Genomic DNA, 16,340 nt, shown 5'->3' with positions numbered 1-16,340 from the left:
CTCCTATAATGAATCCGGTTCGTATAAACAAAGAGACCACAACAAAACAAGGCTTCGCCCTCTATGTCGTGGTCTCTCTGTAATCTCCAACCGGTTATCAACTTTTCTCCTGTATTATACCCTATTCTCTATTGTTCAACCATCGACCGGCTCACTAGACACGCAACCTGCCCGACCGAAAGCGTCACGCTCGCAATTTGAAATTCAGAAGACTAGACTTCAAAGTATCACTACGAAGGAGGAGTTTTCATGAAACGCATGTTACAATCTTTTCAATTTAAAAACGGCGTCGAGCTTCATAACCGGCTCGTCCTTGCGCCGATGACCCATTATTCGTCCGAGCCGACAGGTGAGGTTTCGGAGCACGAACTCGCCTACTATCGGAAGCGAGCGAAAAATGTCGGTCTCGCCATCACGGCGTGTGCCTATGTGACAGAAGACGGTAAAGGATTCCCGAACGCGTTTGGCGCGAGCGACGATCACTTCATCACCGGTCTCCGTCAACTCGCTGAAAGTTTGAAGGCGGAAGGTGCCAAAGCCATTCTGCAAATCTTCCACGCTGGGCGCATGTCTCCTCCAGAGCTCGTCCCGAACGAACAACCCGTGAGCGCAAGTGCGGTCGCACCCGTCCGTGAAGGTGCCGCCACACCGCGTGCCCTCGAGACAGAAGAAGTCGAGGCAATCATCGAAGCATTCGGTGAAGCGACACGCCGTGCCATCGAAGCCGGATTTGACGGCGTCGAGATTCACGGAGCGAACACGTACTTGATCCAGCAGTTCTTCTCACCGCACTCAAACCGCCGAGACGACCGCTTCGGAGGCGACGTACAGGCGCGTCTCACGTTCCCGCGTGAAGTCATCCGTTCTGTGAAAGCCGCGGCGAAAGACGCTGACGATTTCTTGATCGGCTATCGCTTCTCACCAGAAGAAGTCGAAGAGCCAGGTATCACGCTCGACGACACGGACGTATTGATCGACATGTTGCTCGAGGAAGGACTCGACTACCTCCACGCCTCGCTTTGGAACTTCAATATCGGTTCGATGCGCAACGAGAACGTGATGGAGCGCTCGATTGACCGGATCGCGAAACGCATCAACGGTGCCGTCCCGCTCATCGGAGTCGGACAACTTCAGCGCCCTGGTCAAGTCGAAGACGCTTTGAACGTCATCGACCTGGCCGCGCTCGGCCGTGAACTCATCATCGACCCTGACTGGCTTGAAAAAGTGCAAACGGATCGTGAAGATGAAATCGAAACGGCGCTCGACTTGAACAAGCAAGCCGAACTCGCTGTCCCGGCCCCACTTTGGAACGCTATCACGACACGTGCCGGCTGGTTCCCAATCAAAGACGAAGCAGTCAAATAAGCAAGCTGTCCGCAGACATAAGTCTGCGGATTTTTTATTGCGTTCGGAGACGAGACCGGACTGTGACACAAATAAGTCTCTTCAGACACAATTCCGTCACATTTATCATCTTTTTCACCACTCCTTTCGTGTTGACCTAACTTTCCAAGCATTCGCCCCATTCGTAAGCTAAGGACAGGAAGCGTTTCCTCATTGAGACCGCGGCTCGAGACCAATCATTCGTTCCGTCTGTCTGTTTGACCTTGTTTTGAAAGGGGCATATATATGACAAAAAAGCCGTTTGATCTCGATGTACACAACAAACAGCTTAATCAACATCACCAGCGCACAAAACAAGCGGCTGAAACGTATCGCAACAAAAGCAAAGAACTCGAACACCACCTCGAATCATCCACACGTTCCCGAGAAGAAGCACTCGCCAAAGAAATCGCCGAGCTGAAGCAGGCGACGATGCGAAACGCTCAACGAGACAAATGAACGATTCCCGATGGTACGATGAAAGAAGTGACTTGACCGGTGGAAAACAAAATCGAACGCCAATTTATGAACCACTTGCAGCGCGACAAAAACTTATTTGCTGACTTTCAGCTGCTCGATAACTTTTATGCGCTCGACCAACAGATTGTGAGTGCGCTCCGGAGCGCCCATCCGGTCCGGGCCGAGCAATTGCTTGAAACGTTGACGTTCGACCTTTTGAAACTTCCGGTCACGGATGAATATAGGAGTGTCCGCTTCTACTATCGCGGACTCGTCTATCACGTCATCCGCATGATTCCGGTCGACAACCCGAACGTCCAGACCGCGCTCACTTATACGAGTGCGCTCCTCATCTTGATCGACGAACTGACGACGACGCTCGACTTCATCTATGCCGTCCCGGTCATCGTCGATTCCTTGACGAAGATGATGGCTTTCTTGTCTCCACCCGTATCGACCAATCCGAACGTGACGACGATCATCCACTTGATCGAGGACCATCTGCAAGAACCGGCGTTATCGCTCCCTTGGATCGCCCAACGAATCGGTATGTCGAACAACTATCTGTCAGCCCTGTTCAAACAAGAAGTCGGGGAAAGTGTGCCAGAACGGATTCGCAGGCGACGGATCGATGCGTCGATCGCCGACCTGCTCGGTACGAATCTGCCGATTTGTGCCATCGGCGAAAAATACTGTTTTACCTCTTGCACGGCGTATATTACCACGTTCAAGACGTACAAGCAGATGACCCCGCTCCAATACCGCCAATTGTTTCTCACGTCTAAAAAGCGCGACGCCTCAACTTGAGACGTCGCGCTTTTGTTCGTCTTCCCATTCTTCCCGAAGCATGCCCATCCGAATCGAATCGTAACGCTCACCACGGACGACGCGGACGCGCCGCATCCGACCTTCGAGCTGCATGCCGATCTTTTCAGCGACGCGCACCATGCGCTCGTTCCCTGACCACGTCGTCAATCCGACCCGGACCGTCGAGAGCGTGTTAAACAGATGGTCGATCCAAAGTTTGAGCGCCCTCGTACCGACACCTTGATTCCAGCGGTCTGACTGATGAAGGATGATCCCGACTTCGAGCCATTCCTTCCCGGCGTCCTCATAATAGTAGGACACCGTACCGAATACCGTCCCATCGACTTCGACGACCCACATGTCGTCACGTCCGACGTGGCGGTCCGCCTCCTCCTGATACGCATCATAACTTTGCGCGCGATGTTCAAAATACGGTGCGTCCCACCGTTTCCATTCGGGCGCCGCTTCTTTGTAAATCAATTCCCATAACCGTCCCAAGTCGCGCGCCTCGATCGGTCGAATAACCAGTTTCTCATCTCGATACATAATCTCTCCCTCTCTGTATATGCTCTTCACTCATTCGAGACGTCAGTTCGAATTCCCTTTTCTACGTTTGCGCCAGACGAGCGCCAAGATGACGAGGATCAAGCTCGCCGTCACCGAGACGACCGCGAACGGGCTCGTACCGGTCACGAACAATTCACCGAGCGTGACCGAATAAGCTAATCCGAACGACGTGACGAGCTTCGCTCCGGCTGCGATCATCACGAAACGTCCGAACGGTACGCGGCTGAATCCGGCCGCCAAACAAATGACTTCGTCCGGTAAGATCGGGATGATGAACAAGACGAGCAAGACACCGAGACCGTACTTGCCGACATAACGGTCATACGTCGCGAGCTTATCCGCATCAATCAAGTGCATGACCCGCTCCCGTCCGAACCGCGCGAGCCCGTACATGACGAGGATGCCGAGCGTCGTCGCGACACTGCCGATCATGGCCGCGCGCAACGGACCGAGGGCGACACTGCCGATCGGGACGCTGATCGCTTCCGGGACCGGCAACGCGATCGGCTGCAGGAAACTGAAGGCGGCGAACACCCAGACCGCATGAGCCTCATAACGTTCGAGCAGACGATCGAGCCCATACGTATCGTATAAGATGAGACCGAATGAGACGTAATAGATCAAGACAAATAATAAAAACAACGTGAATGTCACTTTCAACATCTGCTTCAAATAGACGCTCGACCCTTCACGGATCGACCGCAACAGACCGATCGATAGAGCCAACAGGACAACCCCGGTCCATCCGAGTTGATACGGCAATAAGAGTGTCGGCAAGACGACGAACGGCAATATGCTCAACGCGACTAATGCGACCCCATACCCCCAGTAAATCATGTTTCGTTCCCCCATGTGACATCGCCCTCTCCCCGTTCTACTCTTAGTTTACCCGGATTTAGGTGAACATGTATCCATCCTAAGCTGTTGAAGCGGTCAGTCTTTTGCCCGAGAAAAAAGGCCACGACCGAAAACGGTCGTGACCTCTCCCTCACTCTGCGAGTGTTGCTTGGATGAAATCATGGAACAAGCGCTGCGGGCGCTCAGGACGCGAAATCAATTCTGGGTGGAACTGTGACGCGACGAACCACTTGTGTTCTGGAATCTCGATGATCTCGACGAGACGGCCGTCCGGGCTCGTCCCCGAGAACTTGAATCCTTCCGCTTCGAACGCTTCACGGTACTCGTTGTTGAACTCGTAGCGATGGCGATGACGCTCATAGACGAGCTCTTGGTTGTAAGCGGCGTGCGCTTTCGTGCCCGGCTCAAGTTTACAAGGGTAAAGGCCGAGGCGGAGCGTACCGCCGAGGTCCTCGATATCTTTTTGCTCAGGAAGAAGGTCGATAATCGGGTAGTTCGTCGTCGGATCGATCTCCGCCGAGTGGGCGCCGTCTAACTTCAAGACGTTACGGGCAAACTCAACCGTCGCGAGTTGCATCCCGAGACAGATCCCGAAGAACGGGACGTTGTTCTCACGCGCATAACGCGTCGCTTCAATCTTCCCTTCAATCCCACGCTCGCCGAAGCCGCCCGGGACGAGAATACCGTCGGCGTCGCCGAGAAGCGCATCGACGTTTTCAGCCGTCACCTCTTCTGCGTTGACCCAGTCGATGTCGATGTCGGCGTTGAACGCGTAACCGGCATGTTTGAGCGATTCGGCGACCGAGATATAGGCGTCGCGGAGTTCGACGTATTTTCCGACGAGCGCGATCTTCACTTTCTTCTCGAGGTGCGTGACCGTATGGACAAGGTTTTTCCAAGCCGTCATGTCAGCCGGTGGCGTGTTGAAGCCGAAGTAGTCGTTGACGAGCTGGTCCATGCCTTGTTTTTGAAGGTTGAGCGGCACTTCATACAACGTCGACGCGTCTTGTGCCTCGATGACCGCTTCTTTGCGCGTGTCACAGAAGAGGGCAATCTTTTCACGCATGTCTTCCGGGATATCATACTCGGTACGGAGCACGATGATATCCGGCTGGATTCCGTAACTGCGGAGCTCTTTGACGCTGTGTTGTGTCGGTTTCGTCTTCATCTCGCCAGCTGCGCGAAGGTATGGGACGAGCGTACAGTGAACATACATGACGTTCTCTTTGCCGATGTCGTTCTTCACTTGTCGAATGGCCTCAATGAACGGAAGCGACTCGATGTCCCCGACTGTTCCACCAATCTCTGTGATGACGACGTCCGCGTTCGTCTCGCGGCCGGCACGGAAGACGCGGTCTTTAATCTCGTTCGTGATATGCGGGATGACTTGGACCGTCCCCCCGTTATAGTCACCGCGACGTTCTTTTTTCAATACCGTCGAGTAGATGCGCCCCGACGTCACGTTCGCGTTTTGCGACAAGTTGATGTCGATGAAACGCTCGTAATGTCCGAGGTCAAGATCGGTCTCGGCGCCGTCGTCCGTGACGAACACCTCACCGTGCTGGTATGGGCTCATCGTCCCTGGGTCGATATTGATATATGGGTCAAACTTTTGAATCGTTACGTTCAAACCTCGGTTTTTAAGCAGACGTGCGAGTGAAGCGGCTGTGATCCCTTTACCGAGTGAAGATACTACCCCACCTGTTACGAAAATATACTTTGTCATCATCATTCTCCTCTCTTGAATGCCCACATCGGGAAACGAAAAACAAAAAAAGCAAAAGTGCCCCCACTGACATGGGGGACACTTTTGCTGCATCGTACGTGCTAAACTAGCCCATGACTAATTTACGTCAGAGACGATGCAGTCGTCAAGTTATTATTTTTTTCTTGGTCACGTGTGCCAAAAAAGAAAAAGAGACACGCCTAGCCGGGACAAATGCCCGGCTTTTTGCGGTCTCTTATAAGTCGTCCTCGTCTTCAAGGTCGAGGTCGTCGTCTAAGTCGTCGTCCTTGAACTCGTCAAGGTCTGGTACTTTTTCAGTTTCATCATCCGCATCAAATTCAGATGCATCGAAATCTTCACCTTTAGCAAAGACGTCAAGGTCGTCTTCGATGTCGACGATGCCTTCGTCCGTCTCATCGAGATCTTCCTCAAACTCGTCGAGCTCGCCGCGTTGGCGTGCCTCGATGACGAGATCTTCGTCTGACTTATCGAACGGATACCAAACACGAAGCGCCCAACGGTTAGCTCCCAAGTTGACGAATAGTCCGTCGATGTTCATGTCCGTGTAGAGTTGCGCGATTTTCTCGAGCTCTTCCTCTTCACTTGTGAACGTATAGTTTTGTCTGATCTGCTCGCGGATTTCATCAAATGAAACTGGTTGCTCCCCAGTCTTTTGAAGAATTTCGTAAACAAAATCGATCAACGATTTATTCATTAAAGGACACTCCTTTTCCGTCACTAGTTAAACATCACTCCTCATTATAAACAAAACCGATATAAAAAAGCTAGAGGAAATTATTTCGGTTCCGCTTGATTTTTATTGACGCGTTGCCAATAGATTGTAATCAATCCAACGTTAAACAACCAAGTCAGACCGAGTACCCCCATCATCCAGCCGCGAGGAATTTGAAACGACAGCTCGGCATTGACTGTCTGTCCAACGTAGAGACCATAGCTTAATATTCCGACCATCAAAGCGGAATAGGCGACGACCATGCCAAATCGTTTCCATAGTTGAAGCAGTAACGAAGCAAACTCTTTGTTGTCTCCATAGTATTCATATAAGTAGACGTGCCCGGCACTTGAGTACATCGTTTGGACGTAACCGCTCACGAACAGGACGGGAATGAACACGAGCGGTTCGATGAAACCTAAGAAAAACACCAGAGATGAGACGAACAGGACGAGATAAGGACGGCGAGCCAACTCGAAAACGCGACTAATCAATACCCAACCGATAACCCCTGCCAAAAATGGGACAAATACATAGAAGAGGAGTACTTGAAACGAATATAGGGCGAGACTGACGAATACGGCACCGATCAATGTCCATCCCCCGAACAAGCCGACGACGAACGCAAGCAATTGGACTTGTCGCGTCCTAGTCGCGCTGACGTATGTTCTCGTCCGTTCTTGGAACAGAACCCAGCCCACATATCCTAGTAAAATGACCATCAACAAAAATATTTCAATGTAGCCTCTCGTTCCTTCTAACAAACTAAGAAGACGGCTCACTAACGTAAATAATGTGACGGCGATGAAGGCGCCCACAAACTTTACCGTCGTCAATGTCCAAGTTGCCGTTTTTTGGAGTGGCAATTTTCTCACGAATAACCATGGCAGGACGAGGCTGACGAGGAATAAGATGACGGCCCCATTGTAAGATTGGGTGAGCGTGTATGAGAATGCGGCGATCCACGCAACGAGTGCCAATACGAGCGGCAATGAACTCCCTTTGTCCTCCGTCGGTTCTTTTGGTACAGACAGTTCACTCAGTTGGGACAAAATCGTCGTCATGATCGACCCGACGCCAATTGAGCCGACGCCGACTAAAAATGCACTCAACTCAACGGCCCATTCAAACGGCAACAAAAAGCAGATCAGTCCGCCGACCAGTACCCATAAAGCAATCAAAAACGTCTGTTTCGACCCGAGACGACCGATGACATAAACCCACAACAATAGACCCGACATACTCGCGACATAAAAAATCATGAATGGGATTAAACCCCCGGCGCCTTCTTCTAATGCCATGACTGACAAATACAAAATTTGCGGGAGGATTTGGCTGCTGAGCGCACTCACGATTGTCAATAAAACAATAGCGTTTTTCACATGCGTCCCCTTCTTTCTTGACGGACCCCTAAATAAAAGCTTCTTTGAATCTTTTTCCCGGTTTTCCGATGGAATAACGCTGGCTCCGAATGATTTCATCCGCTTAGTCACTGAGGATAAAGCGATTACACATTCACACCTTACTTTTCCCACTACTTAGCCGATATAAAGATGACAGCTATATTCTACATACGATGAAAAAGGAGATTTTTGAATGACACTCTTCCGTAAACCGAAAAAACCTGATTATACCGCATCAATCGCTTTCCCTGACGCAACGACCATCGCACAACCATCAGACAAACGCCTGAGCGGACGCGCGCATTATATGGGCTATACGTCGACTCAAGTCGAACGACTTCAAGCGATGGCCCCACTCGTCGAATCTGTGCTCGATGACGTGTTAGAAAGCGTACTCGACCACTTGATGTTGCAACCTGACATGGTCAAGATCGCCAACGCCTCATCGACACGCGAGCGTTTGAAAAAAGTGTTCGCCGACTACTTCCGTAGCCTATTGACGGGTCAAATCGATGAGAAGTTTCTCGCCATGCGTAAACGCATGGGACAGACACACCATAATTTCTCGGTACCGGTCGTCTGGTTCCTCGCGACGTATTCTGCGTTCAACACGTTGCTCGTCCCGAAAATCGTCGAGCACTATCAACACGACCCGGCGGCGATGACCGAATCGTTGCTCGCGTTGTCTCACGCGATGAATTTAGACGCTCAAATCGTGACAGAGCAGTACGTCGACGCCAGACTCGGTGAAATCGAATCGGCAAACGCGGCCCGGACCGATTTGTTGACCGATATCGGTCGTGTCAGCACGGAAGTCGCGACGACGATGGAACGGACCGGCGCCGCCATGTCCGAGACGAGCGACCGGGCCCACCAAGTGTTGTCTGAAACCGAACAGACGGAGAAGATGAGCCGTCACTTGATGGAACTGACGCAAACGAACGGCAAACAGATCGAGCAGATGGAGACGGAGTTCACGCAATCGGCGACATACGTCGACGCCTCGCTCGAGCGCATCACAGCACTCAAAGACGGCTCGCAAGAGATCGTCAGCATGACCCGCAGCATCGAACAGATCGCCAACCAAACGAACTTGCTCGCGTTGAACGCCTCAATCGAGGCGGCCCGGGCCGGTGAGCACGGCAAAGGCTTCGCCGTCGTCGCGACCGAAGTCCGGACACTCGCCGAGAACGCCAAACAACTGAGCAGCCAGATTAACGTACTCATCCACGAGAACGAGACGAACATCGCCGCCCTGCTCGACCAGATGGGACAAATGCATCGGACGAACGACGAGGCGATGCGCCAGTTGAGCGCGGTCAAAGTCGGCTTCTCGACCGTGAAAGACGAGATGGGCAACTACGTTCTCTCATTCGAACGCAACAAGCAAGACCTCGGACAGATGGTCGAGACGATCTCAGCCATCAACGAGACGACGCAAGGACTGTCTCACCTCACGTCTTCACTGCTCACAAAATCCGAAATGTAAGTAAACGAAATCCGGGCCTGGTCGCTGACCAAGCCCGGATTTGTTTCATTGTAAGATTGGTTCTGGTACTTCGATCGGCTTCAGTGAGCGATCGAGCAGCTCGACGACGTCGAACGTTCCGACCGTCTCATCGACTTCTTTCGCTTTCGTACCGTCCGAGAGCATCGTCAAGCAGTATGGACATGCCGAACCGATGACCGTCGGCTTCGTCTCGAGCAACTGCTCGGTCCGAGCGACGTTGACACGCGTCCCGACTTTCTCTTCTTGCCACATGAGTCCGCCACCGGCTCCACAACACATGCCGTTCTCGCGGTTACGTGCCGCCTCGACGAGCTCGACACCTGGAATTCGTTCGAGGACGAAACGCGGTGCGTCATAGACGTTGTTATAGCGGCCGAGATAGCACGAGTCATGGTAGACGACGCGTTCGTTCACGGCGAAGTCCGGCTTGACCCGTCCCGTATCGAGCAGTTCGGCGAGCAGCTCGGTATGATGGTACACTTTCACACCAGTCAGCCCGAAGTCCGGATACTCGTTTTTGAACGTGTTGTACGCGTGCGGGTCGACTGTGACGATTTTCGTGACGCCGTATTTCTCGAACAGTTTGATGTTCGCTTCGGCGAGTTCTTGGAACAATAGTTCGTTCCCGATTCGGCGCGGCGTGTCCCCTGAGTTCTTCTCCTCGTTTCCGAGGATGGCGAACGAGACACCGGCCTTGTTTAAGACACTCGCGAAGCTTTGGGCGACTTTTTGGCTACGGCTGTCGTAAGAGCCCATCGCCCCGACCCAGAAGAGAAATTCGAACTCTTCTCCCGCTTTCTTCTTCTCTTTGGCAGTCGGGATGACGAGCTCTTCCCGGTCTTTGCGCCAGTTTTCGCGCTCTTTCCGGTTCATGCCCCACGGGTTGCCTTGGCGCTCGATGTTCGCGACCGTACGTTGCGCCTCAGGGTCCATCTTCCCTTCCATCATGACGAGGTAACGGCGAAGGTCGATGATTTTATCGACGTGCTCGTTCATGACCGGACATTGGTCTTCACAGTTTCGGCACGTCGTGCACGCCCAAATCTCTTCTTCCGTGATGACGTTGCCGATCAACTCATCGGCGACGAGCATGTGCCCGTTTTGGGCCGCGGCCGCGATCTCCGCACCTTGCGTGTTTTGGAACATGAGGGCCGGTGCCCACGGTGATTTCCGCGTGATGGCCGCCCCTTTCATGTTCATATGGTCACGCAGCTTGACGATGAGATCCATCGGCGACAGCATCTTGCCGGTACCGGTCGCCGGACAGACGTTCGTACAGCGCCCACACTCGACACAAGCGTACAAGTCGACGAGTTGCTTCTGGTTGAAGTCCTCGATTTTGTTGACACCGAAGACGACTTCTTCGTCTGACTCTTCCGCGTCTTCCATCGCCGAGAAATCGACCGGCGCGAGACGGCCGACTTTGTGCGTCCGGCCGAGCCAGACGTTTAACGTGCCGGCGATCAAGTGGGCGTGCTTGCCTTGCGGGATGTAAATCATGAAGCTGAGCAAGAACATGAGGTGTAGCCACCAGAAGACGACGAACAAGGCGAAAGCGACGCCCCCAGGTACCCAAGCGAACGCTGAACCGATCAGTGTCGCGACCGGTTCGCCCCACATCGGCAGCTCTTCTTTATAGACGAGATAGAACCCGTTGCCGAACAAGACCGATACCATGAGCCCGCCGATGAAGATGAGGGCGAGGCCGGCCATAAAGTTCCGCTTCAAGCGCACAAGTTTCTCGACGTAACGGCGGTAGAATCCCCAAACGACCGCGACGAGAATCATGAGCATGACGATTTCTTGCATGAACGTGAAGATCGGATAGACCGGTCCGAGCGGCACATGCGGGAAGCGTGTCCCGACGGCGAGCCCTTTCCAGATGAAGTCGATGGCCCCGAACTGGACGAGGATGAACCCATAGAACATCATGACGTGGATGATTCCGCTCTTCTTATCCTTCAGTAGTTTCTTTTGACCGAACACGTTGATCATGACTTGTTCGAGCCGTTCCTTATTCGTTTGGCTCCATTCTGCCTTCTTCCCAAGCTTGATGAACGTATACCGCTGATAGACGAGCGTCGCGAACAAATACAGTCCATAGCCAAGAACAAGCAAGAATAGAATCCAGTTGACGATTAAAAATGTCGACATCCCCAAAACTCCCCCTTATGAAAACGGATTCAATCTTGAGTTCAGTATAACAAAAAGTGAATGAACAGTCATTCATTTTCTTGTTGGAATCAAAAGTCGAGCACATGCTTCAAGAACAACAAGATGCCGCCGTAGCCAAAAACAGCGAGCACGAACGTCCGGAAGTGGAGGTTGCGGTCGGCCGGCAGCTCGAACTTGACGATATTGAGGATCATCGCCCCGGCGACGAACGCGAACAGGAGCGCCTCGACGTGCGTCGCGAGATCGATGAAACGGGCGAACAAGCCGCCAACGAGAATCCCGCCGCTCAAAAAATAACGGCCTTGCGTCAAATAACGTTCCCCGTAGTGACGGTACAAGTCGTGTCCGACAGCGAGAAAATGGACACCGAGCGCGGTCGCATAAAAACTACGTGCCACAAACGTGACCGATGTCGCCGTGACGACGTAAGCCGAGAACGACATGTATGCCGTCAGAAGCGTCACTTGAAGCCAATACGATACGGTGCGGTCGATCGTCTCGTCTTGAAAGTACGGTGTCCGCACGAACCGCATCGTCCCGTAGAAGACGGTGAAGCCGAGCAGACTGACGACGTAAATCTCTGACGGCAAGGCAAGGTCGAGCCAGTCGACTTGAAGCGTATCTTGGCGCTTGTTGAGAGATGGTAACAGATACATGAAAAAATACGTGATGGCGATCCCGCTCGAAAATGAGAACCATTTTTTAGACGGTACCCGGTCGCGTGGAAACAAATAGATCCCAAAGAAATTGATGAGCACTAAATACACGACAATCCAGTTCGCCATCCCATGTCACCCTTTCAGTTCAATCCAAAATCGCTCGACGACGGTTCCATCTTCTTCGGTATACGGTGTGTCGGCGACACCCCCGTTGTTCAAAATGACTTGGCGAGAGGCGACGTTCTCTCGGTCACACGTGATGAGCGCCCGCTCAATCCCGAGTTCCTTCGCTTTCTCGAGCGCGAGACGTAGCTGTTCTGTCGCCAAACCGCGTCCGCGCGCACTCGGCTTGATGCCGTAGCCGATATGTCCCCCGAAGTTCAACAGGTGGGCGTTTAACTCATGGCGAATATTCGCCGCCCCGAGCAACTCGTCCCCGTCCGTCAACCAATACGTCGTGCTCGGCACCCAACCGTCCTCAATCTTTTCACGGTCTTCTGCGTCAAGTAGTCGTTTGACGTAGGCGTCAAAATCGCTTGTATCTTTATTAATCGTCGTCGGGACGATGTTGCTTCCGTCCTCTTTCCATTCGCTTAACAGGGCAAGAACTTGGTCTTGCTGTTCAACTGACGTCTTCACGAGCCGTAACATAGCATTTCCCCCTAATTATATGTATAGAAAAGACCGCAATGCGGCCTTAGTCTTCGAGTCCTAATCGTTTTGGCATCACGGGTGCGAGTTGTCTCGCTTCGTCTAAGCGACCGGCTTCGACGAGCGTGTGGAACCGCAAGAATTCCTCATGCTCAGCGTCACCGATTGCCGCCAAGTAGTCGATATAGCGGTCGTACACCGATTTATCTTCCGATCGCGCCTCGATCAACGCGATATAGAGCCGGACCGTGTCTTCTCCGTACAGGAGCGGGAACTCGTCGTTCAATTGGAGCAACTTGTCGACTGCGTCCATATCGACACCCGTCTCATTGTCATAATGACCGATGACTTGTTCGGCATGGTCTTCGAGGCGGCCTCGCCATTCCTCATACTCTTCCTCGTTCGTCTCGAGCATCTCGAACCAATCCTCGTTCAACATCTCTTCAATCTTTTTCACACGTTCTGTAAAATTCATGTCGTTTCTCCTCCTTCAAACGTCCAAGCGACGTCGACTTCATAGTCGCCCGCCAAGTCGTCGTTCATTGCCAACTCGTAATGGAAACGGCAGCGGCCGTCCCGGACATCGAGCCGCACCGTCGTCGTCGCCATCGTCATCGACATATATGGATTTTTGTATAGGCTTTGTGTCAGCCGTCCTTCAATGAAGGAATGGTTCATCTCGATCGGTCCTTTACAGATGAGGGCGAGCCGCCCAGTCGTATATTTCAACGTCGTCGGTACGATGCCGTCCTCACGCTCTTGGTCGAACATCAAGACGAAGCCGGTTTTTAATTCATAGTAGAGCCCGTCGGCATGGAGCTCGATCGGTTCATCGACCTCACTGACTTTCGTCGTCTGCCGGACACGGACCCGTCGTGGTTCAATTGCCATGGTGATTCCCCTTTCCGCTGTCTCATCGTACCATATCTCCTAAACGGTCCGGAATCGCTAACTTTTTCTTTCCCGGTTCGCGCGCGCCTCACACTACAAAAAAGACAGGGTTTCCCCTGTCTTTGAGTCAGCTCAACTTGTAGACGCGTCCTTCGAACGGCTTCAAGTGGAGGAGCATCGTCTCATCATGCGCGTCGAGCGGCATGTTCTTCAAGACGACGTCGTCTGAACGAAGCATGATATCCGTCGCGAAGATCGCTTCTTTGCCCGTCAAGTTCGACATGACGAGGTATTGCGTGTCACCGAGCGTCCGTGTGTAGGCGTAAATCTCCGGATGTTCCGGCAAGACGATATCGTACTTGCCGTAGACGAACGTCTCGTCGTCTTTCCGGAGACGGATCATCTCTTTATAGAAGTTGAGGATCGAATCCTCGTCCTCGAGCTGCGCGTCGACGTTGATGTCCGGATAGTTCGGGTTGATGCCGAACCACGGTTTCTCGGCGAACGTGAAGCCGGCATTCGCGGCGTCGCTCCATTGCATCGGCGTCCGTGTGTTGTCACGCGACGAGTTCCACGTGATCTCCATCATCTCTTCATGGCTCTTGCCGTGCTCACGTCCGATATAGTAACGGTTGCGTGTCGCGATGTCGTCGTACTGGTCGATCGAATCGAACTTCACGTTCGTCATCCCGATTTCTTGGCCTTGATAGATGAACGGTGTCCCCTGCATGAGGAAATACATCATCGCGATCGACTTGGCGCTCTCTTTCCAGTAACGCTCATCGTCGCCCCATGACGACACGGTCCGTGTCTGGTCGTGGTTCTCGACATACAAGGCGTTCCAGCCGTCTGCCTCGAGGCCTTTTTGCCATTTCGTCAAGACGTTTTTCAAATGGACGACGTCTAGTTTCGACTCGGCGTCTTCACGCCAAAGGCCCATATGCTCGAATTGGAACACCATGTTCATCTTGCCGTCCTTCTCACCGACCCAAAGGTGGGCGTCGTCAGGCGAGACGCCGTTCGCTTCACCGACCGTCATGATGTCGTGTTTGTTGAACGTCTCGTCACGGAGTTCTTCCAGGTAGCCGTGAATACCGTCGACGTTCATGTGCATCTCGAACGACGGCACGAAGTCGAGGCCTTCCGGGTTCGGAAGATCGCCGAACGACGGGTGTTTACGGATATGGCTGATGGCGTCGACGCGGAAACCGTCGATGCCTTTGTCGAGCCACCAATTGATCATGTTGTAGATCGTCTGGCGCATCTCAGCGTTCTCCCAGTTGAGGTCCGGCTGTTTCTTCGAGAAGACGTGCAAGAAATACTGTTCGGTCGTCTCGTCGAACTCCCAAGCCGAGCCGCCAAAGATCGACTCCCAGTTGTTCGGCTTCGAACCGTCGGGCTTCCCGTCGCGCCAAATGTACCAGTCACGCTTCGGATTGTCTTTCGAGCTCTTCGATTCGATGAACCACGGATGCTCGTCTGACGTGTGGTTGACGACGAGGTCCAAGAGCAGCTTCATGCCGCGCGCATGGACTTCTTCCAAGAGACGGTCAAAGTCTGCCATCGTCCCGAACTCGTCCATGATGTCCTCATAGTCACTAATGTCATAACCGTTGTCGTCGTTCGGCGACTTGTACATCGGGCAAATCCAGATGACGTCGACGCCGAGGTCTTTCAAATAATCGAGTTTGTCGATGATGCCTTGAATGTCACCGATCCCGTCACCGTTCGCGTCGTAAAAACTGCGCGGATAGATTTGATAGGCGACGGCTTCTTTCCACCAATTTCGTTTTAAAGTTTTTGTCTGTTGGTCACGTTGTAAAAGTTGCATATCTCAATAAGACTCCCTTGTCTCTAAACTTACTGCGCATCCTATATACTTATCCTAATATCAGTGCTATTTTTTCTTCTTACGGCTAGCGCAATCGTTTGCACGATTACAGTAAGTTTATCTTACCAAAAATCATTCGCCGACACAAAGAAGTTTTAAATAGCTTGCTCACCGTGTACCCTACACGATTTGAAAACCAATTGAAAGCGAGGCGACTCATATGATTCGTTTGGCCACCGTGGCCGATGTATCTCCCATCGATACGCTTATTCTAACGAAAGCGATGGAGTTTAAAGCAGCCGGAAAAACGCAATGGCAAAAATATTTAAAGCCGAGTCGGACCGATACTGTGACGTATGACGTCACGAACGGGACGGTGTACGTATATGAAGAGAACGACACCATCATCGGGGCGGTCAGTCTGATCCCGCCGACGTCGTGGGACGAGAACTTATGGAACGACGCCGACACAGCCGTCTACGTGCATCGCCTCGTCGTCGACTCGCGCCATAAAGGAAAACAAATCGGTACTCAATTGATGCGTCAGGCAATGGCCGGGGCAAAACGGATCCGGCTCGACTGTGTCGCGACGAACGGATTTTTGAACGACTATTATCTTCGCTTCGGCTTCAGCTACGTCGGCGAACGCGACGGTTTTTCCTTATTTGAAAAACAAGCTTGACCTTG

The 16,340-nt window shown here is 52.5% G+C and carries 16 protein-coding genes; 5 read left to right on the top strand and 11 right to left on the bottom strand.

Features of this window, described 5'->3' with window-relative positions; genetic code table 11:
• Positions 1-249 precede the first annotated feature (249 nt).
• From KNP77_RS04660 to KNP77_RS16125, 3 genes are all read left to right on the top strand, one after another.
• Positions 250-1,365, top strand: coding sequence for an NADH-dependent flavin oxidoreductase (locus KNP77_RS04660; RefSeq protein ID WP_070328214.1), 1,116 nt, complete (start codon positions 250-252; stop codon positions 1,363-1,365).
• Positions 1,366-1,629: 264 nt separating this feature from the next.
• A complete protein-coding gene (locus tag KNP77_RS04655) occupies positions 1,630-1,842 on the top strand; it encodes a hypothetical protein (RefSeq protein ID WP_070328215.1) in 213 nt (70 codons plus the stop codon).
• A 39-nt stretch (positions 1,843-1,881) separates the two neighbouring features.
• On the top strand, positions 1,882-2,649 hold the full coding sequence (locus KNP77_RS16125) for a helix-turn-helix transcriptional regulator (RefSeq protein ID WP_070328216.1): 768 nt from the start codon (positions 1,882-1,884) through the stop codon (positions 2,647-2,649).
• On the opposite strand, the gene KNP77_RS04645 is transcribed toward KNP77_RS16125, so the two are convergent.
• The 5 genes from KNP77_RS04645 to KNP77_RS04625 form a co-directional block, all read right to left on the bottom strand.
• Positions 2,641-3,195 carry a GNAT family N-acetyltransferase gene (locus tag KNP77_RS04645; RefSeq protein WP_131490244.1) on the bottom strand — a complete coding sequence of 185 codons (555 nt, stop codon included), beginning with the start codon at positions 3,193-3,195 and terminating at the stop codon, positions 2,641-2,643. The two genes, KNP77_RS16125 and KNP77_RS04645, sit on opposite strands and share 9 nt — an antisense overlap.
• A gap of 42 nt (positions 3,196-3,237) precedes the next feature.
• The gene (locus KNP77_RS04640; RefSeq protein ID WP_236633442.1) at positions 3,238-4,053 is read right to left on the bottom strand and encodes a TVP38/TMEM64 family protein; all 816 of its coding nucleotides are present in this window, start codon (positions 4,051-4,053) and stop codon (positions 3,238-3,240) included.
• Positions 4,054-4,204: 151 nt separating this feature from the next.
• Complete coding sequence (locus KNP77_RS04635) at positions 4,205-5,800, bottom strand: CTP synthase (RefSeq protein WP_214888914.1); 1,596 nt, start codon at positions 5,798-5,800, stop codon at positions 4,205-4,207.
• Between the two features lie 235 nt (positions 5,801-6,035).
• On the bottom strand, positions 6,036-6,515 hold the full coding sequence (gene rpoE, locus KNP77_RS04630) for a DNA-directed RNA polymerase subunit delta (RefSeq protein WP_070328219.1): 480 nt from the start codon (positions 6,513-6,515) through the stop codon (positions 6,036-6,038).
• An 80-nt stretch (positions 6,516-6,595) separates the two neighbouring features.
• The gene (locus KNP77_RS04625; RefSeq protein ID WP_070328220.1) at positions 6,596-7,915 is read right to left on the bottom strand and encodes a hypothetical protein; all 1,320 of its coding nucleotides are present in this window, start codon (positions 7,913-7,915) and stop codon (positions 6,596-6,598) included.
• Between the two features lie 214 nt (positions 7,916-8,129).
• Between KNP77_RS04625 and KNP77_RS04620 the strand changes: the two genes are divergently transcribed.
• The gene (locus KNP77_RS04620; protein ID WP_214888911.1) at positions 8,130-9,425 is read left to right on the top strand and encodes a protoglobin domain-containing protein; all 1,296 of its coding nucleotides are present in this window, start codon (positions 8,130-8,132) and stop codon (positions 9,423-9,425) included.
• 45 nt (positions 9,426-9,470) lie between these two features.
• Here KNP77_RS04620 and KNP77_RS04615 read toward each other — a convergent pair whose 3' ends face one another.
• The 6 genes from KNP77_RS04615 to KNP77_RS04590 all read right to left on the bottom strand — a co-directional run bounded on the left by KNP77_RS04615 (position 9,471) and on the right by KNP77_RS04590 (position 15,653).
• The gene (locus KNP77_RS04615) at positions 9,471-11,600 is read right to left on the bottom strand and encodes a (Fe-S)-binding protein (protein ID WP_131507922.1); all 2,130 of its coding nucleotides are present in this window, start codon (positions 11,598-11,600) and stop codon (positions 9,471-9,473) included.
• A gap of 89 nt (positions 11,601-11,689) precedes the next feature.
• Entirely contained in the window at positions 11,690-12,406 is a 717-nt protein-coding gene (locus KNP77_RS04610) for a hypothetical protein (RefSeq protein ID WP_214888908.1), read from the bottom strand.
• A gap of 6 nt (positions 12,407-12,412) precedes the next feature.
• Entirely contained in the window at positions 12,413-12,931 is a 519-nt protein-coding gene (locus KNP77_RS04605) for a GNAT family N-acetyltransferase (RefSeq protein WP_070328225.1), read from the bottom strand.
• 46 nt (positions 12,932-12,977) lie between these two features.
• A complete protein-coding gene (locus KNP77_RS04600) occupies positions 12,978-13,406 on the bottom strand; it encodes a hypothetical protein (protein WP_070328226.1) in 429 nt (142 codons plus the stop codon).
• Positions 13,403-13,822, bottom strand: coding sequence for a YwiB family protein (locus tag KNP77_RS04595; protein ID WP_214888903.1), 420 nt, complete (start codon positions 13,820-13,822; stop codon positions 13,403-13,405). The genes KNP77_RS04600 and KNP77_RS04595 overlap by 4 nt, the downstream gene beginning before the upstream one ends.
• Before the next feature lie 127 nt (positions 13,823-13,949).
• On the bottom strand, positions 13,950-15,653 hold the full coding sequence (locus KNP77_RS04590) for a glycoside hydrolase family 13 protein (RefSeq protein ID WP_131490248.1): 1,704 nt from the start codon (positions 15,651-15,653) through the stop codon (positions 13,950-13,952).
• A gap of 220 nt (positions 15,654-15,873) precedes the next feature.
• On the opposite strand from KNP77_RS04590, the gene KNP77_RS04585 reads away from it, so the two are divergent.
• Positions 15,874-16,335 carry a GNAT family N-acetyltransferase gene (locus KNP77_RS04585; RefSeq protein WP_236633456.1) on the top strand — a complete coding sequence of 154 codons (462 nt, stop codon included), beginning with the start codon at positions 15,874-15,876 and terminating at the stop codon, positions 16,333-16,335.
• Positions 16,336-16,340: the final 5 nt, after the last annotated feature.

The organism is Exiguobacterium sp. s142 (assembly GCF_018618455.1).
Lineage (GTDB): Bacteria > Bacillota > Bacilli > Exiguobacteriales > Exiguobacteriaceae > Exiguobacterium > Exiguobacterium aurantiacum_A.
The sequence above is the reverse complement of the archived record's forward strand: the minus strand, read 5'-3'. Positions and strand labels throughout refer to the sequence as shown.

Coding starts and splice junctions, on each gene's coding strand:
- KNP77_RS04660 (WP_070328214.1), top strand. CDS start 250: ATGAAACGCATGTTACAATCTTTTCAATTTAAAAACGGCGTCGAGCTT.
- KNP77_RS04655 (WP_070328215.1), top strand. CDS start 1,630: ATGACAAAAAAGCCGTTTGATCTCGATGTACACAACAAACAGCTTAAT.
- KNP77_RS04645 (WP_131490244.1), bottom strand. CDS start 3,195: ATGTATCGAGATGAGAAACTGGTTATTCGACCGATCGAGGCGCGCGAC.
- KNP77_RS04640 (WP_236633442.1), bottom strand. CDS start 4,053: ATGATTTACTGGGGGTATGGGGTCGCATTAGTCGCGTTGAGCATATTG.
- KNP77_RS04635 (WP_214888914.1), bottom strand. CDS start 5,800: ATGACAAAGTATATTTTCGTAACAGGTGGGGTAGTATCTTCACTCGGT.
- rpoE (WP_070328219.1), bottom strand. CDS start 6,515: ATGAATAAATCGTTGATCGATTTTGTTTACGAAATTCTTCAAAAGACT.
- KNP77_RS04620 (WP_214888911.1), top strand. CDS start 8,130: ATGACACTCTTCCGTAAACCGAAAAAACCTGATTATACCGCATCAATC.
- KNP77_RS04615 (WP_131507922.1), bottom strand. CDS start 11,600: ATGTCGACATTTTTAATCGTCAACTGGATTCTATTCTTGCTTGTTCTT.
- KNP77_RS04610 (WP_214888908.1), bottom strand. CDS start 12,406: ATGGCGAACTGGATTGTCGTGTATTTAGTGCTCATCAATTTCTTTGGG.
- KNP77_RS04605 (WP_070328225.1), bottom strand. CDS start 12,931: ATGTTACGGCTCGTGAAGACGTCAGTTGAACAGCAAGACCAAGTTCTT.
- KNP77_RS04600 (WP_070328226.1), bottom strand. CDS start 13,406: ATGAATTTTACAGAACGTGTGAAAAAGATTGAAGAGATGTTGAACGAG.
- KNP77_RS04595 (WP_214888903.1), bottom strand. CDS start 13,822: ATGGCAATTGAACCACGACGGGTCCGTGTCCGGCAGACGACGAAAGTC.
- KNP77_RS04590 (WP_131490248.1), bottom strand. CDS start 15,653: ATGCAACTTTTACAACGTGACCAACAGACAAAAACTTTAAAACGAAAT.
- KNP77_RS04585 (WP_236633456.1), top strand. CDS start 15,874: ATGATTCGTTTGGCCACCGTGGCCGATGTATCTCCCATCGATACGCTT.